Raw genomic sequence first — 21647 nt, forward strand, 5'->3', positions numbered from 1 at the left:
GCGGCGCCGGTAGCAACAGGCGCGAGCCTGGGCGCGCTTTCGGCGTCGCCACCTCGACCATGCCCAGCGGAACTCGGGCGAATGGGCGGGCAGCGGAAGCACCAGCTCCATCAGGCGACGGACCTCGGGAACGCTCCAGGGCGCCAGCGTCGGCGGACCGTCGCTTTCTTCAGGCGCGGCGGGCTTTTTTTCCCCGGCGTGTCACGCGCCGTCTTCTGCATGGGCTCGGCGTTCTTCCCCGGCCCCGGGCGCGCCGCTTTGGGCACGAGCTCGGGGTTCATCGCCGGGGCGTACGGGAAGGTGCCCTCCGCGGGAAGCTTCGCGCGCACGGAAGCCAACCACGCCAGGGCCATCATCCCGAGCGTGATGTACCGATGCCAGCTCGGCCACGTGCGGACCTCGTAGTGGTCGAGGCCGACGTCGTCCTTGGCCTCCTCGAAGCACTGCTCGATCGTGTAGCGCGTGGAGGCAACGTGCGCGAGCGTTGTCAGCGGCGTGTCGGCTCCAGCGTTGGACAGGTAGTAGGCCACTTCCGACGGCTTCGAGACAGAGCGGCGGGCCAGTAGCCAGACCTCGTCGGTCGGCAAGCGCCGACGACTGTCGACGACGCGTGCGCGGGCCCAGTCGTACTCGATGGTTCCCTTCTCGCCTTGATGGACGGCAAGGCGACGCCATTGCTTCGGCGACCACTGCGCCACCACCTTCGCCACGGTGGAGGCGTGCGGTGAGCCCGGTGCAAGACGAGTGCGCGTGCGGAGCGGACCACGAGGGTGTTCGCGTTCGGTAGGGGGCTCCGCGACCGCAGGGCGCTGAGGCCACACCGGCGTGCTCGAGATGACCGCGAGAACATACCGATGGCCCTGTGCGGCGATGCCGTCGCGAAGCACGGGGTCGTCCCCGTAGACTTCGTCGCCGGTGACCCACGCCATCGGTACACCACGCTGCCAGGCCCCATGCAGCATCTGCATCGCCAGCTGCGGCTTGGTCTGGAACGCTACATCCTTCGGAACGTGAGCGTCCTGCCTCCGCTCCGGATCGCTGCACCACGATTCTGGCAAGTAAAGACGACGATCAAGGATCACGTGTCCACGTGGGCCGTTGTAGCTGAGGAACACACCGATCTGGCAGTTCTCGATCTTGCCTGCCGTCCCGCTGTATTGCCGCGCCACGCCGACGGACTTGGTCCCCTTCTTGAGGAAGCCCGTTTCGTCCAGTACGCCGATGCCCTGCGGATCGCCGAACTGCTCGATCGTGAAGTCCATCAACAGATCGCGTGCCGCATCCGCGCTCCAATCCGCGCTGTACATCAGCCGCTGCACGCGATCGGGCGTCGGGTCCCCGATGGCCTCGGCCAACTGCCAACCGTTCCGCCGCGCCGCCGGCCCCATCAACGAGCGCACGTACTTGATCGCCTGCTCGCGCGGCTCGCTGCGTGCGAACAGCGCCGCGAATCGCGCGTGAAATGCCTCGAAATCTGCCGCCAGCGTGTCCCGCGCGGCCGCTGCTGGCAGCTCGCTTGCCCCCGGATCCATGGGTGGATCCTGGGTCCAACCTGATCGATGTCGAGGTGCGGCTGTAGTATTAGAGCGCCCTGAAGGATGCGCGCCCGAGCTTCACCGTACCTCGAGCGCTCCGGCAGCTCGGGCGCGCCGCCGGCGGGGCCTTCCTCACGGATCGAGCTTGTGCGCAAGCTCGTGGAGCACGAGGTTGTGACCGTCGCTCACGTCCGCCGCGCCGGTCTCGCGGTGCAAGAGGAGGAGGCACGCCTGCGCTGCCACCGTGACCCGGATCTCGTCGGTGATCTCCAGGCCGCCGCACCCCTCGAACGGCTTCTCGGCCAGGAAGACCTGGACATGCCCGAGGAGCTCCTCCTGGTCCTCGGCCGGGAGGCGGCCGATGCAGGGCACGTTCCGGCCGAGGATCGCGCGCCACGCAGGCGGAAAAGGCGCGCGGCGGACGGCGGCGCGCCGCCGCCCCCTGAGAAAGGCAAGCAACGACGCCCCCTACCCGCTCGCGGGGCCCTGCCGGAAGACGGCAGCGGGGGGCCGCGTCGCGCGCTGCCATGTCACAGATCGTCCTCCTCGGCCGAGGAGGGGTCATGAGCTCACGCTTCTGGACAGTCGTCGCCGCGGTCCCCCTCCTGGCCTGTAGCTCGCCGGAGCTCGCTCCCCGCGAGCTCCGCGTCGCGCCGGCCCCTGCGCCTGCGTTCGTGCCGACCCCCGTGCCCGCGGCGAAGCCCGCGCCCGGGCGGACCGCCGCGCACGCGCCTGCTCCAGCGCCCCTCGCCGGGCCCGCCCCCGCGGCGGCGTCCTCCAACGCCATCGTCGCCCGCGCGCGCCTCGAGGTCGCCCGCGGCGTCACCTACGACCCCGCCTGGGTCGCCATCGGCTACCCGGGCGGCGATCCGGCCCCCGATCGCGGCGTCTGCACCGATGTCGTCATCCGCGCCGTCCGCGCCACGGGCGTCGATCTCCAGAAGATGATTCACGAAGACGTCCTCGCGCGCCGCGCCGCCTACACGACGGTCGAGCGCCCCGATCGCAACATCGATCATCGCCGCGTCGGACCGATGCTCACCTACCTGCGCGCCCACGCCACGCCGCTCCCGAAGACGTTCGAGGAGGCCGCGCTGAGCACATGGAAGCCTGGCGATATCGTCGTGTGGGCCTTGAAGTCGTGCCCTCCGTGCTCGCCGGATCACGTCGGCATCGTCAGCGACCGCAAGGGCCCGCGCGGCCTCCCGCTCGTCCTCCACAACATCGGCCCGAGGCCGAGCGAGGACGACGCGCTCGACGCCTGGACCGTGCTCGGCCACTTCAGGGTTCAGCCGGAGGGGGCCGAGGAAGCTCGAAGCGGCTCCGGCCCGTGAGGGCCCCCGGCGCCGTCCGGCGTGACCGAGGGCGGGCCGCCGCAACCTCGGTCGGGCCGCCAGTCTTCACATCGCGACCTCTCCCGTCTTCAGATCCAGCTTCAGATCCCGCACAACCTCCGGCTCGGCGCTGTGGGCGACTCGCCGACGCGAGCACGCCCGCGTACTTGACGGTGCATCCGACATGAGCGGCGTCAAACATCACCGGGCTCCTTCCGGAAGAAGTGACCGTGCAGAAACTCCCCGTTCGCCGGATCTCGGTGATGGTTGTACTTGAAGCAGCGGTTGGGGCAACTCACAACAAACTGGCCTGGCAACCAGCAGAGGGCGCCAGAGCGACGGCGGAGCCCGGCGCCACGGCTCGGATCGAGGGTGTCCGTCGTGCTTCGTCACGTCGGCGGCGCGCTCAAGCGCCGCCGTGGGCGACAGGGCGGTGCGGGTCCGCGTACGAGCACCCGCGCTACAGATCGTAAACGTGCACGGACAGTCCGGCAGCGCAGAGCGTTCTCTGGATGATGGCCTCGACCTCTGGCCACTTCCCGCCCGCGAGGCCGCAACCGATCCTCGGCATATGGATGGATGCGCTGACCCCCTGCGCGTGCTCCGCGAGGCTGCCAAGACACTGCGCGAGCGCATCATATCGGATCGGGGGAACGTCGCGCTGCGGACGCACGCCGTGCTGGGCAATCATGTTCGCGACCGAGAGGCCGTCGTCCACATCGACGAGCAGCACGTAACGCAGCAGCGCCTCCCTCGCCGCGGCATGGTGCGCACCGGCGCGCGTCGCTGCGCGCAAGGTGAAGCCATCCGAGCGCGTCGGCGCGCGGCGCGCTCTTCGTAGAACCGCTCCACGCTCTCGTCGAAGAGGCGGGTCAGCACGCCGAACAACGCCCCGCCCTGGGCGAGCCTGCGCCGCCACGGAAACGTCAACACCCACGGACGGTGCGCCACCTCGGGCAGGACGTCCTCGATCAGGTTCGCCGCCGTGGCACACAGGCGTCGGCCCAGACACGACGGGAAGAAACCGCGTCCTACTTGTAGAAGACAACAAAGTGATCTATTACGGAATGGCTGAGCGTGGCGCACGCAAAGCACAATTAACGAATCAAGGCTATGAAAATTTTCAGCGCAGCACCTAATGGCAATCAATCAGCAGACCTGGAGCCCGCACGTTACTTTAATTTAGCAATCGAACAAATCAATAAAATCACAGAGTGGATGAAAACAGCTGACAGGGCAGCTCAGCCGCTGCTGGTGCACCTGGACATATTCCTCTACCTTGCCAAGAAGTACCCAGACATGGCAGAGCTTCGCGTACCCAGCTTAAACATACCCGATATCAAAACTACTTTTTACGATTGGTACGAACGCTGCCACAAGAAAATTCCCAAGCAATTCAGGGAAGAGATCAAACTCTCCGCAGACGATCTTTTCAAGAACCTTGAACGCCTCGCAGCCTAACGATGTGGGGCAACAATCCCTGGGAGAACGACAGAGCATCAGATTGGTTCGCCAATCTGATGCATCTCACGCACTTTCCCGACCAAATAAGAGCAACCCTGCTTCTTTGTGAACAGGAAGACGCCTGCGGCGAAAACACTGCCTTGCCAAGGGCTGCAGTTTACTGCGCCTTGCAGGTTTGCCGCGTCTATATTTGGCCCATTGAACATCTTGATGGCGATCTGGAGTTGGCTATAAAGGCTACTCACAAGTACTATCAGACGAAAACTATTGCTACTTTGAAAAGATCACTGCCCAGATCCAAGCAGAGCTTAGAGAGTTAGATCTTCGAAGAAATATAGCACATTTGTATGGCGAGCCCCTCTTCAATCTGGCCCGGGAGGCGCGTCGCGAGACGCTCTACGGCGTCACCGAGCGCCTTGCGGCGCACAACGGTGCTTTTCCACTACGGTGGTCTCCGGTTGGGAGAGCGTGCTGGAACATCGGTCGGCTCGCCGAGCGCGCAGAGGAAGCGGGCGATGTTCCGGGGTTCAGTGACCATGCCGACGAGCTTCATCCGCCCCTTGCAAGTTGGGCACTCGAGGACATCGATCGCACATGTGCGGCGCAAGAGCGCGGCGCGGTGTCGACCGTTCGATAGCCGCCACGCTTGCGTTCCGGAGCGGCGTCATCGTCCGCCTTCCTGGGCTCTTCTGGCTTCGCAGGGCGCGGTCCGATGCGCTTGCGCGCCAACGTGGGCGACTCGCCGACGCGAGCACGCCCGCGTACTTGACGGTGTGAAAGCGCGGCGGCGGAACGCTGGCCGCGAGGCGGCACAAGAGCGAGAGCGGGAGCGCCGCATCCGAGCGAACCGGCGCCCGAGCGCCGCGGGGGCGAGCGCGGCCGGGTGACCTGCTCGCTACGTCAACGTCAACGCGCCCCCGCCCCGCGTGTCGGGCACCTGCGTCGGCACGTAGATGGCGCTCCCGTCCGGGGCCCACGCGCTGAAGACTGCACCGTATCCCTGCTTCCTGGCGCGGCTCGCTACTGGCCACAGCCGGAGTGCGTCCATGCATGCAGGCAAAAATCTCAGATCATGTCAAGGACTCAATCATGACCACAACGTGAAGAACGTGTTTCCAGCCAACGTACGAAATCTCGAGAATCTGGGCCCTGGACTTCCAGTCCCTGCGGCTCTCCACCCGAACAAGCCCGTTGAACTCGGGTCCCGGATGGCGACCCGCAACCGAGCCACATCGATAGCATTCTGTATGAAAGCTCGAAAATCCGACTGCATTCGATCATTGTCATTATTCGCGATATTAACCATCTGCTGCAGCCGACGACGAACCCCCTGATCGTAGCTCGGATAATCGGAGAACCCATCAAATTGATCGGCGGCGCGAATGATGTCGATCAAATCTCTCGCCCCGCGCGCCCCGAACTGAGAAGAACCGCTCGCCAATCGATTCTCCAGAACCCGTTGCATCCACCCCATACTCTCCAATGTGTCTGCTGCCAGGTAGTCTGCGTGGGAAGGACCGCGGGCCTCCGACATCAACAGTCTGGCGACAGCTCCAGCTTCAGTAGCAGGATCCGGCAACTCTATCGCAGCGTCAACCACGACCCTCAGCGTCGCCTGGGTTCCGGACCGTGTCGCCGCAGTCACCGTTACAGCGCCACCACCTGATGTGGTAGCAAGCGCGCTGAGGTAAAACAAGAAATTGCCAACGGCGCGTATGCGAGGTGTGCCATCGACGCTAACCACATCAGGATCACTGCTCGTTATATTGGGAACGCCATCCGGTCGTGGAACATCGGCGAGCCCGATGCCGGCCGAAGAGTTCCCTTCGGTGCTCGATATGTGAATGGTCACATCCGTAACATCTGTGCCATGTCGCCGAAAACGCATATATCACCTTCATATAGCGCAAGGCCCAAATCAATACCTAGGACAGGCGGGATCCGGGTCGATAAGCAGGTAGGGCATGCAATCAGATCTGTTGCCTCACTTGCGAGCCTATCGTAGGACAGCGGCAGGGGGAAGGCAGGAGCTCCGACAGTCTCGATGCTGGCGGGTCATCGGAAACATGACCGTCCGTAGCGCAAGCGCCCGACCCACGCCAGCGTGATCGTCGGCGCAGCGCCGGTTACCTGTCACCCTTCGCGACGAAGGAGGAAGCGATGGCAACGAGGGTGGAGGGGGTCGAGCGATGGGAGCGCAGCGGCTTCGAGATCGCGCTGTCCAAGGGGCGGGTGGTTCGCGTTCAGCCGGGCTTCGATCGCGCCACGCGCGAGCGCCGCGTCGGAGACGTCGTGCTGACGCTGCCGCCGTCGATGCGCGTCTACATCGCGGCCGAGCCGGCTGACCTGAGGGAGCGCTTCGATGCCGACCCGCGCTGCGCACATCTGTTGGTGTGCAGGAGACGGCGAGGGAACCAGATCCGCGTCTTGTTCTGGGACCGCGCTGGATAGCGCCATCTTCGCCGAGAAACGCGCTCATGGTCGCTTCCAGCTCTCGAGTCGAAGCCGGTCACCTCATGCATTCCGGAGGCAGTGATGCTTATCTCATCTTATGACTTCTCGTCATCTCGTCATCAATGCGGAACAAAGTAGTTTAAATTAAATTTTTGCCCGTTCGAGGTTGATCGCCCCGTTCAAGGCAGGACTCTCCCTGGCGCTGCGCGACCGCCAAGGCGAGCCCCAGTGGGCCGAGGGGCGCATTCGGCGTGCAGCTCAGGACAGGCGGAGTCGCGGCGCGGGCGCTACAGGTTCCGATCCTCGTACGCCACCAGCTCCGCCACCTGGCGCGCCTGCTCGGCGGTGAGCGGCCCCTTCTCCATGGCCCGCGCGTTCTCCACGGCCTGGGCCGCGCTCTTGAAGCCGGGGATGGGGATTGTGTTCGGGCTTTTGGCCCAGATCCACGCCAGCGCGCCCTGCACCAGGGTCCGGCCGTTGCTGGTCAGGATCTCGCGGGCGGCCTCCAGGCGACGGGCGTAGTTGGGGTTCACCTTGCCGTCCTTGAACCAGGTGATCCACGCGAAGTTGCTGGTCCGCACGTCGCCGCGGGGCAAGGTCTCGCCCTTCGTGTACCTGCCCGAGAGCATGCCCATCGCCAGCGGGCTCCGGCACAGCAGCGCCAGCCCCTTGCCCTCGCCGTAGGCGATCAGCCGGTCGTTCCCCTCGAACACGTTGAGGAGGATCTGGGCCGCGCCGCAGCGCGGGCCGCGGGAGAAGGTCTCGACCGACGCCTTCACGTCGGTGCTCCAGCCATAAGTGCGGATCTTTCCCTCCTCCACGAGCTGCTCGAGCACCTCCACCACCTCGCCCGCCTTCTCCGGCGGGTGCTCCCAGATGTGGAGCTGGTAGAGGTCGATCCGATCGGTCCCCAGCCGCCGCAGACTCCCCTCCACGGCGCGCCGGATGTACGCCGGGCTGGCGTCGGTCCTGCCCAGGTTCGCGTGCTTCTCCTCGTCGAAGACGTGACCGAACTTGGTGGCCAGCGTGACGCGATCGCGGATCCCCTGGATGGCCTTCCCGACAAGGACCTCGCTGCGCCCCGACCCGTACACGTCGGCGGTGTCGAGCAGCGTGACGCCCGCGTCGATGCCGGCGCGGACGGCCCGGATGGACTCCGCATCGCTGGTGCCGTGCCATTCCCAGCTCGCGCCCGGGTCGTTCCACTTCCCCGCGATGGCCCAGCACCCCAGGCCCAGCGCGCTCGTCTCGAACCCCGCTCTCTCCCATCGTCGCTTCATGGCGTCCTCCTCGTGGACCGGATGTCCGAGGCCATGTATGAGGCCGCAGGCGCGCGGGAACGAGGACCGCCGCTGCGGCTCCGGCGTGGACCACCGGGACAGCGACGGTCGGAGGCGGCCGCCGCGGGCCGCGCTCCCTGGAGGGGCCCATGAGCCGGCTCGTGGAGGCGCGTGCACAGGCAACCGCGCTCGTCCCCGGCGCCGCGCTCACGGGACGAAGGCGATGTCGTCGACGAACATGTCGAACACTGTCGACTTGGCTGTATGAAACTCCACCGAATAGACGTGCGCGGCGTCGAACGCTGCGGGCGCCGGCACGCCCCAGCCGTCCGTGCTGAGGATGGAGAACATCACCGTGTACTGCGCCCACTCGGTCGTTAGGTCGAGCCCCTCACCGAAGTGATCGCCGCAGCCCGAGCCCTCGCACACGCCGCCCTCGCGATCGGTGTTGCGGTCGGGGAAGTTCACGTAGATGTGCGTCGGCGCCGCCGCCTTGGCCCAGAAGGTCAGGCCCGCGTAGGCGGAAGCGTCGTAGCTCAACTTCGCTCCTCCCGGGGCGAGGTTCAGGTCGAACCCCATCCCAGCCCCCCGGGTGATGAAGCCGCTGCCCGCGACGTGGGCGGCGTGCTTGCTCGAGCCGTGCCCGGGCGAGACAGGTACGAACGGCCGGCCGGGAAGAGGCGTTTGCGTGCCGCTCCGGGTGCCGTCGTTGTACGTGTACCAGCTCCCGACGCGGCCCTCACACAGGAGGATCGCGCCGTCGCCGTCCTCCAGGTCGTCCAGGAGCGCCGTGCAGGGAGGCGGCTCGTCCCCCGCGTCCGGCGCGCCGGCGCCGCCGGCGCCCCCGGCACCGCCGCCGGCGCCCCCGGCACCGCCGCCGAGGCCGAACGGATCGGGGTCGTACTCGCCGGGCGAGATGCCGAAGACGAGGCCACATCCGCTCGCGAGCGCCGACGCGCAGAGTCCGACGACGAGCACCTGGAGACGCATCAGAAGCTGCCTCGCACGAGCGCGCCGCCCACAGCGGGGGCCAGCCCGATCGACGCGCCCTTCGCCGGGCTCTTCGCGGTGAGCCACAGCACGCCGCCGCCGGCGATGGCCGCGAGGCCGACGCCGAAGACCACCGTCGCGACGTTCGCGCGCGCCACGGCGCTGTCGCGGATGTCCATGCCGCGCCTGTCGCAGCGGTCGCCGTTGCAGAACGCGCTCGACTCGTCGAACGTCGACCTCGCCGCGAAGGCGAGCGCCGTCCCGACGCCCACGGCCACGACCCCCGCGCCGCCCGTGACGAGCGCGAGCGTCCGGCGCGGCGCGCCCGCGCCGCCCGCGTCCCCCGACGCGGGGTCGTCCTCCAGCGGGCCGACGACGAGGGTCGAGGTCGCGCCGCCCGGCGCGACCTCGACCCGCGCCGTCCACGTTCGCTTGCCCGGCGCGCTCGCCTCGATGACGTGAATCCCCGCGTCGACAGGCATGGGCACGCCCCACTGGCCGGCGCCGACAGGCGTGCCGTCGCGCTTCACCTCGAGGCCCGGCGCGCTCGCGGCCCCGACGACCACCGTGAGACGGGAGACCTTGGGCAGGACGGCCGCCGCGCGCTCGCGCGCCTTCGCCTCCTTTGCCCGGTCGCCGCTCGCGCGCACCCGGGCGGCGACCTCGAGGAAGTGCGCCCACGCGGAGGCCATCTTGCCGATGCGCTCGTAGCAATCGGCGAGGAAGTAGCGCGTGTTGCTGCTGTCATAGAGGCGAAGGCTCTCTTCGTACCTGGGGCAAGCGCGCGCCGGCTGGCCAGCATCGATGAGCGCCCCCGCCTCCCGGAACAGCGCCACGGCGCCCGCCTTGTCCTCGGCCCTCGCCGCGCTCCCTCCCGCGATCGCCGCCGTCAGGCCGGCGCCGATCGCGCAGAGACGCGCCATCCCCCCGCGTCCGCGCCGGACTCGGCTCCTCTCGTGCAGCGGCGTCATCGTCTCTGCGAGGGTATCAGAAGACATCGCGATCGAAGGGGTCGGCGCTGGCCGGTCGCTTCACCGGCGGCGCGCTGCGTCTGGGGGGAGCCGAGCCGGTCGGCTTCGCGCGCGCCGGCGCCGCGGTGGCCGTGGCGCGCGCCCCCGGCGGCGGCACCCCGGCCGACGCGCTGGCGGCGGCGCTGGACGGCGGCGGCACGGCGCTCGCGGAAGGCTCGACGGCCGCGGGCGGCGCGGCGCTCGGCGGCGCGGCGCTCGGCGGCGCGGCGCGGGGCTCCGCGGCGGCGCCCCGAGGGCCGTCTGCCGGCGCGGCCTCGCGCTCGACCGGGTGCGGTGCTCGGGGCGACAGGCGCCAGAGGAACAGGCCGCCGCTCACGACCACCAGGCCGATCCCGAGCGCGACGGGGAGGGTATGCCTCCGCGCCGCTGGCTTGCGGTGCGTCGTGCCGAGCGGCGCGATCGTGAGCGCTCCCCCGTCGACGGGGTAGGCCGCCGCGGACGTGGCCGCCCCCGCCGCCGAGGCAGCGAGCGGCGCGCCGCCCTGCAGGGCCGGGACCGGGAGCGTCTCGCGCAGGGCGCCGAAGAGGCGCCCGGCGGCCGCTCGCAGGTGCGGCGGAGCGAACGGCACGAGCGCGAGCGCGAGATCCGCGACGGTCGGGAAGCGGCGATCGCGATCGCGCGCGAGCGCCGCGAGGATCACCTGCTCCAGGGGCTCCGGGATGTCGGGGCGCAGCGCGCGCGGCCTCTGCGGCTCACCCTGCGTGACCAGGTAGACGAGCTGCGCGAGCTCCTGCGCGACGAACGGTGTTCGCCCCGTGAGGAGCTGGAAGAGCACGACGCCCAGCGAATAGATGTCGGCGCGGCCGTCAACGTCGCTCGCGGAGCGGAGCTGCTCGGGCGACATGTAGAGAGGCGAGCCGAGCACGCCCCCCGCCCGCGTGAGCGCGTGGTCCTCTGCGTGCGTCATCTTCGAGATACCGAAGTCGAGCACCTTGACGCACGGCGAGCCGTCCGCGTTCCGCGTGAGGAACAGATTGCTCGGCTTCACGTCCCGGTGGACGATGCCTTGCGCGTGCGCCTCGGCGAGCGCCTCGCACACCTGCAGCACGAGCTCGATGGCCAGCGGCACAGCGAGGGGCCCGCTCTCCGCGAGCACGGCGGCGAGGTCCTTCCCCTCGAGGTGATCCATCACCATGTACGGCGCGCCGTTCTCCAGCGTGCCGACGTCGGCGACACGCACGACGTGCTGGCTGCGAATGCGCACCGCGGCGCGCGCCTCCCTCAGAAAGCGCTGGAGAATGTCTGCGTCCTGCACGTATTTCGGCAGGAGCACCTTGATCGCGACGCGATCGTCGAGCGCGAGGTGGCGCGCAGCGACGACGAGCCCCATGGCGCCCCGCCCGAGGACGTTCTCCACGCGGTACTTGCCGAGGAGGATGTCTCCGGGGGCAATCGCGTACTCGATCGCGGACTCGTCGGTGGCGGACGGGATGGACATGGCCCAGGCATCGTTGCGGAGAGCCACCAATATGCCACGGTCAGAAGTTTTTGCAATTGCACCGCATCGGCCTCTCGACCAATGCGGTGGGGGCGTCTCGCGCGCTGCGATCATCACGATATCATGTCGGCGCGACAGCTCCCTTCGCTCGACGCCGTGCGCGTGCGGCTGGACGGGAGCGGCCCTCCCTTCGACGCGGACGCGCCCGCCGGGAGGGCCGATCGCCGTGGCCGGGCCGCGGCGCGTTCGTGCTAGCGTGCGGGCATGACGGTCGAAGTCGCGAAGCCGCGGCCGGAACGGGAAGAGACCGACGAGAGCCTGCGCCTCGAGCGGGACGCGACCGATCGAGCGCTGGCCGAGCGGCGGGCGATCATCGAAGCGCGGTCCGACGCGGCTGTCGTCCAGGCCCGGGAGCGCTCCGACGCGGTGCTGAGCGCCGCGCGCGAGGAGGCGGACCAGCGATCGCAGGAGTCCGATCGCGCCGCCCAGGCGGGCAGGGCCGTCGCCGAAGCACGGACGGTGGAAGACGTCATCGTCCGAGGCGAGCGGGCGGTCGCGGACGACAACCTTCGCCGCGAGCGCGCCGAGCATGCCCGGATACTCTCCAGGCTGTTGCCGCTGGAGAGAGAGAAGACCGACAGGCACCTCTTGACCGAGCGCACCCGCTCCGACGACGCCATCGCGCACCGGGACGACTTCCTGGGCATGGTCAGCCACGACCTGAGAAACCTGCTCAGCGGGATCGTCTTGAGCGCGGAGCTGCTCTCCGAGGATGCCTCCGCCGAGGACAAGGAGAGCCAGCCCGCCGTGGCAGCGAAGCGGATCCGACGCTACGCCGCCCGGATGAGCAGGCTCATCAACGACCTGGTGGACGTCGCGAGCATCGAATCCGGCCAGCTCGCCACCGCCGCGGCTGGAGGCGATGCGTTCGCGCTGATCGTCGATACGGTGGAGATGTTCCGGCCCGCCGCGTTGGAGAGGGGGATCACCATCGAGCCGGTGATCGCCGAGAGCTCCCTGCCGGCGCACTTCGACCAGGAGCGGATGTTCCAGGTGCTCTCCAATCTCGTGATGAACGCGATCAAGTTCACCGCGCCGGGCGGGAGGATCTCCGTTCGCGGCGAGCGCGCTGGAAGCGAGCTCCTCGTCTCGGTGAGCGACACCGGCCCTGGCATACCCAGCGACATGCTGGAGCTCGTCTTCGAGCGGTTCTGGCAGGTCGGCAAGAAGGACCGGAGAGGCCTGGGCCTCGGCCTGTACATCTGCAAGAGCATCGTCGAGGCGCACGGCGGCAGCATCTGGGCCGAGAGCAAGGTCGGCGAGGGCAGCACGTTCTATTTCACGATTCCAGGTGCGCTCGGCGCGTCGGACCGGCGCGAGACGGCGGTCTGAGCGGATCTCCCGGATCCTGCTGAATCCGAGGGCGCTGCCGCCATCAGGCCCAGTTGCAGAACTCGAGGGGGTCGATGTCGGAGGTGACCTGGAGGCGGGGAGATGGGGAGACCGGGAGACGCGAAGAGGAATCCTCAAAGACTCCCTGCCTCTCCGCCTCCCTGTTCAACCTCCCTGCTGAAGAGGGCTGCACCATGAGGGGACTCCCTGGCTCCACGGCATGAGCGCCCTCTCTCACGCTCCGTCGGACAGCGCCGCCGCCATCGTCGCGTCGAGCCCGGCGGCCCGCCCCTCGGCGAGGCGCGCCTCGTGCGCGGCGTCGCCCAGGGCGGAGCGCGCGGCCTCGACGCAGGCGGCGAGCGCCGGCCGCTCGATGGGCGGCACCGGCGTGCCGATGGCCTCGCGCAGCGCCGCCGCGCCGCCGAGCAGGCGGGCGCCGCGCGACGCCCTCCCCGCCCCCACCGCCGCGCGCGCGAGCGCCTCGAGGACGCTCGCGGAGCGCCAGAGATCGCCGAGCTCCCGGTGCAGCCGGAGGCTCGCCCGCAGGCGCCGCCCGGCCAGCGCGAGGTCGCCGCGCTCGATCGCGACGAGGCCCTGGATGTTGCTCGTCCAGGCGATCCCCTCCTTGAACTTCACCTGCTGCGACAGGCCCTCGCTCTCCTCGCAGAGGCGGGCGGCCTCGCCCAGATCCCCCCGGTAGAGCGCCGCGCAGCCGAGGTTGAGCAGCGCCGTCGCGCTGCCCTCGCGATCCCCCGCGCGGCGGAGCTCCGCGAGCGCGAGCCGGCACGCGCTCTCCGCGCGGGCGACGTCGCCCGAGAGCCACGCGGCGAAGCCCGTGTAGCCGAGCGCGTGCGCCGCCTCGAGCGTGTCGCCGCGGCGCGTGGCCAGCGCGAGGCTCTCGCCGTGCAGCGACAGCGCGCGCTCGTAGTCGCCCTGCTCGCGCGCGACGCTGCCGAGGATCTGGATCACCGAGGCGAGCCCGCGCTCGTCGCCGAGCCCGCGGTAGAGCGCCGCGCCCCGCTCGAGCAGCGCGCGCGCCTCGCGGTAGTCGCACTGGAGCAGCGCGAGCTTGCCGGCCCCCCGGAGCGCCGCGGCCACGTGCTCGGGCGCGACGCCGGCCGCCCCCGCGAGCGCCCGGCCGAGCCAGGCGCGTCCCTCCTGGTAGTGGCCGTGGATGTACCAGAACCACGCCAGCGCGGCGGCGAGGCGGACCGCGGCGGCCGCGTCGCCTGCCTCGCCCTCGCCCCGGAGCGCGAGCTCGAGGGCGAGGCGGAGGTTGTCGTGCTCCAGATCGAGCACCGCGAGCCACGCGGCCTGCTCGGGCCCGCGGAGCGCCTCGGCCGCGTGCTCGGCGAGCTCCAGCGAGAGCTCCACGAAGCGGCGGTCGCACGCGGCGGCGGCGCCCTCCTGCTCGAGCCGCTCGAGGCCGTACTCGCGGAGGATCGCGAGCATCTGGAACCGGGGCTCCTCGCCCGCGACAGGGAGCAAGAGGCTCTTGTCGACGAGCGATTCGAGGATCCCGAGCGTGTCGAGCGCCGGATCGCGGAAGGCGCACATCCGGTCCCCGGTGGCCAGCGAGAAGCCGCCCGGGAACACGGCGAGCGTGCGGAACACGAGCTGCTCCTCGGGCTCGAGCAGGCCGTAGCTCCAGTCGATGGCGGCGCGCATCGTCTGCTGGCGCTCGGGCAGGTCGCGCGCGCCGCCCGTGAGCAGGCGGAACGAGCCCGCTGTCGCGCCGCCGCCGCGCCCGGCGGCCCCGCGGTCGCGCAGGCGCGCGAGCAGCGCCGCGGGCGTGAGGACGCGCAGGCGCGACGCGGCGAGCTCGATGGCGAGCGGCAGGCCGTCGAGGCGCGCGCAGATCTCCACGACCTCGGCGACGTTGCCCGGGCCGAGCTGGAAGCCGGGCTTGATCACCGACGCGCGGCGGCAGAACAGGCTCACCGCCGAGCTCGCCAGCGCGACGTCGACCGTGACCTCGCGCGGCTCCGGCAGCTCCATCGGCGGCACCACGAAGCGCCGCTCGCCCGAGAGGTTCAGGGCCGCGCGGCTCGTCACGAGCAGCGAGAGGCGCGGGCAGCTCGCGGCAAGGTGCGCGACGACCGGCGCCGCGGCCGTCAGGTGCTCGAGGTTGTCCAGCAACAGCAGAAAACGACGGTCGCGAAGGAACTGGACCACGCGCTCCAGGTCCGGTCGCGCGCCGCCCTCGCCGAGGCAGAGCGCCTGCACGATCGCGGAGGGCACGAGCGCCGGGTCGCGCAGCGACGCGAGCGGGACGAAGCAGACGCCGCCGGTGAACACGGGGACGAGGTCCTCGGCGACCTGAAGCGCGAGCCGGGTCTTGCCGGTGCCGCCGACGCCGGTGAGCGTGAGCAGGCCGGCGCTCGGATCGAGCACGAGCGACGCGATCTCGGCGCGCTCGCGGGCGCGGCCCACGAACGCCGTGCGCTGGACCGGGAGGTTGTGCCGCGGCCGCTCGGGCTCCGGCGACGCGTCCGCGGCGAGCGGCGGCGACGCGCTCAGGCCGGGCGGCGGCGGCGCGGCGGGCCCCGACGAGCCGCCGGCGGGATCGCGGCCGGCGGCGCCCGCGGCGGCCCGGGAAGCGGCCTGCGCGAGGCGCTGCGAGGGGGCCTCGACCGTGCCGGCGACCTCCATGGTCTCGGTGCTGAGCATGTCCGCCGGCGCGCCGCCCGCTGTCGACCCGGGCCCCTCGGCGTCGGCCAGCTCGGCGGGCGCGCAGTACCCCTCGAGCGCGGCGCGCAGCGCGACGCTCTGCTGGCGGACCGAGGGGAAGCGCAGGGCCGGATCGCGGTCGCACGACCGCAGGAACCACGCGTCGAACGCGGGCGGGAGCCACCGCCAGCGCGTCGACGGCGGGTAGAGCCGCATGACAAGGAGCGCCGCCATCAGCTCGGCCATGCTGTTCGCGGTCCAGTAGATGTCGCCGGTCAGCAGGCGTACGGCGATGAGCCCGATCGCCCACACGTCCGCCGCGGGGCCGATCTGGCCCGCGCGCCCGCGCGCCTGCTCGGGCGCCATGTAGATGGGCGTGCCGACGGCCGTGCCGGTGGCGGTGATGCCGCCCGAGGCGCCGAGCGCGCCGGGGTCGAGCTCCTTGACCAGCCCGAGGTCGAGGATCTTCACGCGCTCCCGCCCGTCGTCGCCGGTCGCGAGGAAGAGGTTCGCGGGCTTGAGATCGCGGTGGAAGAGGCTCCGCGCGTGGGCGACCTCGAGCGCCTCGGCGACCTCGCCGAGCCAGCGCAGCACCTCGCCGGGCGGGCGCTTGCCCTCGGTGGCGACGAGGTGCTCGAGGTCGTGGCCCCGGAGCAGCTCCATCACCAGGAACGGCGCGTCGTCGAGCTCGGGCGCGACGCCGGCGTCGAGCATGCGCACGAACCCGGGCGCCTCGAGGAGCCTCATCGCCCGGATCTCGCGCTCGAAGCGGGCCTGCGTCGGGCCCCCCCGGTGCACCCGGAGCAGGACCTTCACGGCGACCTGGACGCCGCCCTCGAGGTCGTCGGCCCTGTAGACCACGCCCGCCCCGCCGCGGCCGATCTCGCTCAGGAGACGGTAACGGCCGCCGAGGACGATCGGGCGCTCTTGGTGCAGCATGGGACGATCGCGGTAGGGACCACCTCGTGAAGGCCGCGGCGGCGCAGCTTACCACAGGGCGCCCGCGCGCCGGCCTCGGCAGCGCCGTCCAGGGCGAGGTGTCCGCGGGAGGCGGGAGCGCGTCCGTTCGATCGCGTCACTCCCTGCGTTCGAGGACGTCCCCGGTGCGCCCCGCGAGGCTGCGGATGGTGGCCGCCAGCTCTCGCGGCTCGATCGGCTTGGCGAGGTGCACCTGGTAGCCCGCGAGCATCGCCTTGGTCCGATCCTCGGAGCGCGCGAACGCCGTGAGGGCGATCGCCGGGACCCGCCCGCCCTCGGACGGCGGCAGGCTGCGGACCTCCCGCATGAACTGATAGCCGTCCTTCTGCGGCATCCCGATGTCGCTGACCACCACGTCGGGGCGCTCGGTCCTCAGGAGCTCGAAGCCCTCCATCGCCGACGACGCCGTGATGACCTCTGCCTTGCTCCGGGCGAGCACGTGCCTCATCAGCTCTCGCGCGTCCGCCTCGTCCTCGACAACGAGGACCTTGATCCCCGCGAGGGCGATCTCGCCCCGCGGCGCCGGGGCGGCCTTCGCGCTGGTCGGGTGCTCGCGATCGGGCGCCTCGCGGACGACCTGCAGCGGCAGGCACACGACGAACGTGGAGCCCTGCCCCGCCCCCGGGCTCTCGGCGTGGATGGTGCCGCCGTGGAGCTCGACGAGCTGCTTCACGATCGAGAGCCCGAGGCCGAGGCCGCCGAACCTGCGCGTCGTCGAGGAGTCGGCCTGCCGGAAGCGCTGGAACATCTGCGGCAGGAACTCGGGGGAGATGCCTACCCCGGAGTCGTTGACCGTGATCTCGATATGAGAGCTCACCCGCTCGAGCAGCACGTCGATCGTGCCGCCCCTCGGCGTGAACTTCACCGCGTTCGACAGGAGGTTCCACACCACCTGCTGCAGCCGGTTCGGATCGCCGGCGACCGGCCCCGCGAGCGGGTCGATGATCTTGCGGAGGCGGATCTCCTTGGCCTCCACGGACGGGCGCACCGAGTCCACCGCCGCGTCCACGACCGCGGTGAGGTCGGTGCGCTGTACGTCGAGCCGGACCTTGCCGGAGATGATCCGGTTCATGTCGAGCAGGTCGTCGATGAGCTTCGCCTGCGCCCTGGCGTTGCGGGCGATCGTCTCGAGGCCTTGCCGCAGCTCCGCGTCCTGGCCCCCCTCGAGCAAGAGCTCGGACCAGCCGAGGATGGAGTTGAGCGGGGTCCTCAGCTCGTGGGACAGGGTCGCGAGGAACTCGTCCTTCATGAGGCTGACGCGCTCCAGCTCGGCGCGGGACGCTCGCTCGCCATCGAGCAGCCGCGCTCGCTCGTCGGCGGCGCGCTTCACGTGCTCGTAGAGCCGCGCGTTGTCGATCGCCACGGAGGCCTGCGCCGCGACCCCCAGGATCAGGCGCTCGGTCCGCTCGGTGAAGACGGCGCGCTGGCTGTGACCGAAGAACAGCCCGCCGATCGCCTCGCCGGCGCGGGACGTGACCGGGACCGCGAGGTAGCTCCGCACCGGCAGGTGCCCGGCGGGCATGCCGTTGTGCGGCGCCATCCTCCCGTAGCGGGGGTCGAGCAGGACGTCGTCGCTGCGGATCGGCGCTTCGCCGCGGAACGTCGGGCCGAACAGATCGGTGGCGCGCGGGTGCCCGAGGGGCTCGAAGGCCTCCCGCGGCGCCCCCGACAGGATACAGAGCTGGAAGGCGTCGCCGGCCTCGCCTTGCATGTTGTAGAAGAACGCGCCGAACTCCGCGCCGCTGAGCTGCGTGGCCGCGTCGGTGATCGACTGCAGCAGCGTCTGCACGTCCAGCGTCGAGGCGATGGCGCTCCCGGTCCGGTTCAGCAGCTCGAGGACCCGCGTCTCGTCCTGCAGCGCCACCTCGGCGCGCCGTCGCTCGGTGATGTCGCGCAACGTCCAGACGCGGCCGACGTCGCGGTCGTCGACGGTCTGGACCTTCGAGAACCGCTCGAACGCCCGCCCGTCCGCGAGCTCCAGCAGGTCGTAGCTCTCGCGGGGCGCGGTCCGCTGGATCTCCTGCACGCGCTCGAGGAAGCGCCCGGGGTCCTCGAAGCGCTGCGCGATCCGATCGAGGACGACCTGGTGCTGCATCGGCGCGAGCGCCTCCCGCGGCAGCTGCCAGAGCAGCAAGAGCTTCTCGTTGAAGTCGGTCACGTGGCCGTCCCGATCGACGACGAGGATCCCGTCCGTCGTGGACTCCAGGGTGGCGCGCATCATCGCCAGGGACCGGGCGAGCTCCGCGGTCCTCGCCTCGAGCGCCTCCTTGGTGCGAAGGAGCTCCTGCTCGGCGCGCTGGCGCGCGACGAGGATGCTCTGCGCGTTCTGCAAGGCGACGGAGCGCAGGAGCAGCTCTTCTTCTTCCGGGTCAGCCATCGTCGACTCCGAGCATCCTGGCCGCGAGGCGTGTGCCGAGGACGCGCGCTCGGATCTTCGCGAAGGCCGTGTCCCGGCTCGTGGACGTGTCGTCGCAGAAGGGCGAGAAGCCGCAGTCGTCGGTGGTGCCGAGCTGATCGATCGGGATGTACGCGGCGGCCTGCAGGACGCGGTCCCGCACCTCCTCGGGCGCCTCGACGCGCGGATCGATCGGAGAGACGACCCCGACGAACACCCGGCAATCCGGCCTGAGGTGCTCGCGGATGATCTTCAGGACCCGGACCGGATCCCGCTCGCCCGCGAGCGCGACGTAGAAGCTCCCGACCTTCAGGTGAAACAGGCTGGGCAGGAGCTCGGCGTAGTCGACGTCGGCGCTGTGCGTGGAGTCGCGATCCCCGCCGGGGCAGGTGTGGACGCCGAGGCGCGCTCGCTCTGCGGCGGAGAAGCGCGACAGGGCGAGGTTGTTGAGATCGATGAAGCTGGTCAGGAGGGCGCCTGTCGGATCGATCTTGATCGCCAGCCGCCCCTCGGTGAAGTCGATCTGGACCTTGTGGGCGCCCATCTCGAGGCAGCCGCGGACCTCGGTCTCGTGCTCGGTGAGCAGGTCGTCGATGAACCTGTCGCGCGAGTAGCCCGGGATCCCCTCGGCGGGGTAGAGCAGGCTCAGCGCCGAGGGCGAGATGACCGCCTGCTTGATGGGCGCGCGCGCGTACCGCCGGGCGACCTCCAGGTGCTGGCTCGCGCGCACCCGGTACCTGAAGGGCCCCTGGAGGAGCCGGGGCATCCTGCGCACGTGGCCCGCCGTGAAGGGGATCTTGAACCCATCCGGCGCCATGTTCGGCAGCCCGTGAACACTGTACGTCCAGAAATTATGAACCTTGCGCTGCTCGCCGTCGGTGATCACCGGCGAGCCCGTGGCCTCGAAGCGGTCGACAGTGTCCCTGACCGCCTCGTCGTAGAGCGCGCCGAGGACGGGATCCATGTGATCCCGGGTGGACACGGCCTCGATCAGGGCTGCGGGTCTGGGGATGCTGCCGATGGGCTCGGTCGGAATGCTCATCAAGGTGGCCCTTCTCGTGCCATACGCTCGTCCGGGGAAGCCACGGCCGCGCGGGGCTGAGCTGCGCTCGTCGGTCCGTCGTGTGAGCTCATGGCTGATAGCACGGGCGTAGAGCCCTCGTTACCCGCGTGTGCGGCGGGCCTCTCTGCCCGGCAGATTACCACAGGGCGCCCGCTCACCGCGCTCGGCCGCCGCCGGTCTATGCTGTCGTGTCGATGGGAGGAGAGAACATGTCCATGGCGTTGGATGGCAAGGTCGCGCTGGTGGTGGGCGGCAGCTCGGGGATCGGGCGAGGCGCGGCGCTCGCGCTCGCGGCGGCGGGCGCGAGGGTGGTCGTCGCCGCCCGTCGCGAGCCGGAGTGCCGCGAGGTGGTGGGCGAGATCGAGGCCCGCGGCGGCGCGGCCGTCTTCGCGCGCGTCGACGTCACGGTCCCCGCCGAGGTGGAGGCGCTCGTCGCGACGGTCGTGGAGCGATGGGGCCGGCTCGACTGCGCGGTCAACTCGGCGGGCATCAACGAGGACGTGGTGCCCATCACCGAGGCGGACGACGCGGTGTTCGACCGGATGATGGCCGTGAACTGCAAGGGCACGTTCCTGTGCATGAAGCACGAGCTCCGGCAGATGGTGCGGCAGGGCGGCGGCGGGAGCGTGGTCAACCTGTCGTCGATCATGGGCCACGTCGCCGCGCCGACGGGATCGATCTACGTGGCGACGAAGCACGCGATCGAGGGGCTCACGAAGTCGGCGGCCCTCAGCTACGCGAAGCAAGGGATCCGCGTGAACGCTGTCGCGCCCACGGTGGTCGCGGGCACGCCGCTCATCGACAGCACGATGAAGAACTACCCGGGGCTGATCGATCCGTACATCGCCGACATCCCGGCGGGCCGCCCGGCCCGGGTCGACGAGGTCGCGCGGGTGATCGTCTGGCTCTGCTCCGACGACGCGTCGTTCGTGAACGGGCACTCGCTGGCCGTCGACGGCGGGCAGCTCTCGAAGTAGGCCGGAGGGGGCGCGGAGGGTCGTGAGCGTCGTCCTCGCGGCTGCACATCCGGAGCTGGACGAGGTCCCCTTGCGCGGGCGTCGCCCGCGAGCGTGGGCCCGCGGCGGCGGGGCCGCCTGCCGCGCTCGGATCGCCGGTTCGGTGCCACAAGGGCATGACTGCCTTCAAGGCCACCTCGTGACGCCGCCTTTCTGCTGAAAGAACGGTGACCGAGCCGGCCGCGGGGGGCCTCCGCGCTGCGCCAGTGGCGACCACCGAGCAAGCGGGACTGATCCTTTGGGGCTCGTGGTGAGGCGGAGGCGCGGAGGGCAGCTCATGGGTGGTGGTCTTCGTGGTCGATATCGCGGGATAGCTCGTTGCCTCACACTCCTTATCGAGTCGACGGGCGGCTACGGCGGACTCGACGTCGGCGGCGATGGCGCCCCGGGAAAGCCGGCGCCCGTGGAGGTTTCGGAGCGCGATGGCCGCGGAGGGGTCGGCGCGGACGCCACGAGATGCAAGGACGGGAACGATGGCGCAGACGGCGCAGACGGCGGTCGCGCGGGTGGCGCCTTCGGTCCCGGCTTCCTCAGCGACGATGGATGGATCGGTGTCCGTGGTGAGGACGGGAAGAAGGGCGGCGTCGGCCACGGCGGCGGGGGCGGC

17 protein-coding genes are annotated in these 21647 nt (G+C 70.3%); 5 read left to right on the forward strand and 12 right to left on the reverse strand.

Annotated features, from left to right (window positions below; genetic code table 11):
* Window positions 1-110: 110 nt before the first annotated feature.
* The gene (locus WMF42_RS27275; protein WP_437685721.1) at window positions 111-1532 is read right to left on the reverse strand and encodes an IS701 family transposase; all 1422 of its coding nucleotides are present in this window, start codon (window positions 1530-1532) and stop codon (window positions 111-113) included.
* A gap of 135 nt (window positions 1533-1667) precedes the next feature.
* Window positions 1668-1994, reverse strand: coding sequence for a zinc-dependent peptidase (locus tag WMF42_RS27280; protein WP_437685723.1), 327 nt, complete (start codon window positions 1992-1994; stop codon window positions 1668-1670).
* A gap of 104 nt (window positions 1995-2098) precedes the next feature.
* Here WMF42_RS27280 and WMF42_RS27285 point away from each other — a divergent pair, with 104 nt between their 5' ends.
* Window positions 2099-2869, forward strand: a complete 771-nt coding sequence (locus WMF42_RS27285) for a DUF1287 domain-containing protein (RefSeq protein ID WP_437685725.1) — start codon at window positions 2099-2101, stop codon at window positions 2867-2869.
* Between the two features lie 460 nt (window positions 2870-3329).
* On the opposite strand, the gene WMF42_RS27290 is transcribed toward WMF42_RS27285, so the two are convergent.
* The gene (locus WMF42_RS27290) at window positions 3330-3665 is read right to left on the reverse strand and encodes a hypothetical protein (protein WP_437685727.1); all 336 of its coding nucleotides are present in this window, start codon (window positions 3663-3665) and stop codon (window positions 3330-3332) included.
* Between the two features lie 317 nt (window positions 3666-3982).
* On the opposite strand from WMF42_RS27290, the gene WMF42_RS27295 reads away from it, so the two are divergent.
* On the forward strand, window positions 3983-4330 hold the full coding sequence (locus WMF42_RS27295) for a hypothetical protein (RefSeq protein ID WP_437685728.1): 348 nt from the start codon (window positions 3983-3985) through the stop codon (window positions 4328-4330).
* Between the two features lie 898 nt (window positions 4331-5228).
* Here WMF42_RS27295 and WMF42_RS27300 read toward each other — a convergent pair.
* Together WMF42_RS27300 and WMF42_RS27305 are read right to left on the reverse strand one after the other, a co-directional pair.
* Complete coding sequence (locus tag WMF42_RS27300; RefSeq protein WP_437685730.1) at window positions 5229-5381, reverse strand: hypothetical protein; 153 nt, start codon at window positions 5379-5381, stop codon at window positions 5229-5231.
* Between the two features lie 39 nt (window positions 5382-5420).
* Complete coding sequence (locus WMF42_RS27305; RefSeq protein WP_437685732.1) at window positions 5421-6185, reverse strand: hypothetical protein; 765 nt, start codon at window positions 6183-6185, stop codon at window positions 5421-5423.
* A gap of 320 nt (window positions 6186-6505) precedes the next feature.
* On the opposite strand from WMF42_RS27305, the gene WMF42_RS27310 reads away from it, so the two are divergent.
* A complete protein-coding gene (locus WMF42_RS27310) occupies window positions 6506-6784 on the forward strand; it encodes a hypothetical protein (protein WP_437685734.1) in 279 nt (92 codons plus the stop codon).
* A 290-nt stretch (window positions 6785-7074) separates the two neighbouring features.
* Here the strand turns inward: WMF42_RS27310 and WMF42_RS27315 are convergent, their stop codons facing one another.
* The 4 genes from WMF42_RS27315 to WMF42_RS27330 all read right to left on the reverse strand — a co-directional run bounded on the left by WMF42_RS27315 (window position 7075) and on the right by WMF42_RS27330 (window position 11526).
* Window positions 7075-8067, reverse strand: coding sequence for an aldo/keto reductase (locus WMF42_RS27315; RefSeq protein ID WP_437685736.1), 993 nt, complete (start codon window positions 8065-8067; stop codon window positions 7075-7077).
* A 207-nt stretch (window positions 8068-8274) separates the two neighbouring features.
* Window positions 8275-9057: a hypothetical protein gene (locus WMF42_RS27320; RefSeq protein ID WP_437685738.1), complete on the reverse strand. Its 783-nt coding sequence runs from the start codon at window positions 9055-9057 to the stop codon at window positions 8275-8277.
* Window positions 9057-9980 (reverse strand): hypothetical protein, encoded by a 924-nt coding sequence (locus tag WMF42_RS27325; RefSeq protein WP_437685740.1) that lies wholly within the window; start codon window positions 9978-9980, stop codon window positions 9057-9059. The genes WMF42_RS27320 and WMF42_RS27325 overlap by 1 nt, the downstream gene beginning before the upstream one ends.
* Window positions 9981-10044: 64 nt before the next feature.
* Window positions 10045-11526 carry a serine/threonine-protein kinase gene (locus WMF42_RS27330; RefSeq protein ID WP_437685742.1) on the reverse strand — a complete coding sequence of 494 codons (1482 nt, stop codon included), beginning with the start codon at window positions 11524-11526 and terminating at the stop codon, window positions 10045-10047.
* A gap of 264 nt (window positions 11527-11790) precedes the next feature.
* Between WMF42_RS27330 and WMF42_RS27335 the strand changes: the two genes are divergently transcribed.
* A complete protein-coding gene (locus WMF42_RS27335) occupies window positions 11791-12918 on the forward strand; it encodes a sensor histidine kinase (protein WP_437685744.1) in 1128 nt (375 codons plus the stop codon).
* A 234-nt stretch (window positions 12919-13152) separates the two neighbouring features.
* Here the strand turns inward: WMF42_RS27335 and WMF42_RS27340 are convergent, their stop codons facing one another.
* From WMF42_RS27340 to WMF42_RS27350, 3 genes are all read right to left on the reverse strand, one after another.
* Window positions 13153-16527 (reverse strand): protein kinase domain-containing protein, encoded by a 3375-nt coding sequence (locus WMF42_RS27340; protein WP_437685746.1) that lies wholly within the window; start codon window positions 16525-16527, stop codon window positions 13153-13155.
* A gap of 136 nt (window positions 16528-16663) precedes the next feature.
* A complete protein-coding gene (locus WMF42_RS27345; protein WP_437685748.1) occupies window positions 16664-18943 on the reverse strand; it encodes an ATP-binding protein in 2280 nt (759 codons plus the stop codon).
* On the reverse strand, window positions 18936-20003 hold the full coding sequence (locus WMF42_RS27350) for a 5-methyltetrahydropteroyltriglutamate--homocysteine methyltransferase (RefSeq protein ID WP_437685750.1): 1068 nt from the start codon (window positions 20001-20003) through the stop codon (window positions 18936-18938). The genes WMF42_RS27345 and WMF42_RS27350 overlap by 8 nt, the downstream gene beginning before the upstream one ends.
* A 230-nt stretch (window positions 20004-20233) precedes the next feature.
* Between WMF42_RS27350 and WMF42_RS27355 the strand changes: the two genes are divergently transcribed.
* A complete protein-coding gene (locus WMF42_RS27355) occupies window positions 20234-21001 on the forward strand; it encodes a glucose 1-dehydrogenase (protein WP_063815911.1) in 768 nt (255 codons plus the stop codon).
* The last annotated feature ends 646 nt before the right edge of the window (window positions 21002-21647 follow it).

Origin of the sequence: Sorangium sp. So ce176 (assembly GCF_051519835.1) — a bacterium.
In the GTDB taxonomy this organism is placed as follows: Bacteria; Myxococcota_A; Polyangia; order Polyangiales; family Polyangiaceae; genus Sorangium; species Sorangium cellulosum_G.

Coding starts and splice junctions, on each gene's coding strand:
- WMF42_RS27345 (WP_437685748.1), bottom strand. CDS start 18,943: ATGGCTGACCCGGAAGAAGAAGAGCTGCTCCTGCGCTCCGTCGCCTTG.
- WMF42_RS27335 (WP_437685744.1), top strand. CDS start 11,791: ATGACGGTCGAAGTCGCGAAGCCGCGGCCGGAACGGGAAGAGACCGAC.
- WMF42_RS27330 (WP_437685742.1), bottom strand. CDS start 11,526: ATGTCCATCCCGTCCGCCACCGACGAGTCCGCGATCGAGTACGCGATT.
- WMF42_RS27275 (WP_437685721.1), bottom strand. CDS start 1,532: ATGGATCCGGGGGCAAGCGAGCTGCCAGCAGCGGCCGCGCGGGACACG.
- WMF42_RS27320 (WP_437685738.1), bottom strand. CDS start 9,057: ATGCGTCTCCAGGTGCTCGTCGTCGGACTCTGCGCGTCGGCGCTCGCG.
- WMF42_RS27285 (WP_437685725.1), top strand. CDS start 2,099: ATGAGCTCACGCTTCTGGACAGTCGTCGCCGCGGTCCCCCTCCTGGCC.
- WMF42_RS27325 (WP_437685740.1), bottom strand. CDS start 9,980: ATGGCGCGTCTCTGCGCGATCGGCGCCGGCCTGACGGCGGCGATCGCG.
- WMF42_RS27295 (WP_437685728.1), top strand. CDS start 3,983: ATGAAAATTTTCAGCGCAGCACCTAATGGCAATCAATCAGCAGACCTG.
- WMF42_RS27315 (WP_437685736.1), bottom strand. CDS start 8,067: ATGAAGCGACGATGGGAGAGAGCGGGGTTCGAGACGAGCGCGCTGGGC.
- WMF42_RS27300 (WP_437685730.1), bottom strand. CDS start 5,381: ATGGACGCACTCCGGCTGTGGCCAGTAGCGAGCCGCGCCAGGAAGCAG.
- WMF42_RS27340 (WP_437685746.1), bottom strand. CDS start 16,527: ATGCTGCACCAAGAGCGCCCGATCGTCCTCGGCGGCCGTTACCGTCTC.
- WMF42_RS27355 (WP_063815911.1), top strand. CDS start 20,234: ATGTCCATGGCGTTGGATGGCAAGGTCGCGCTGGTGGTGGGCGGCAGC.
- WMF42_RS27350 (WP_437685750.1), bottom strand. CDS start 20,003: ATGAGCATTCCGACCGAGCCCATCGGCAGCATCCCCAGACCCGCAGCC.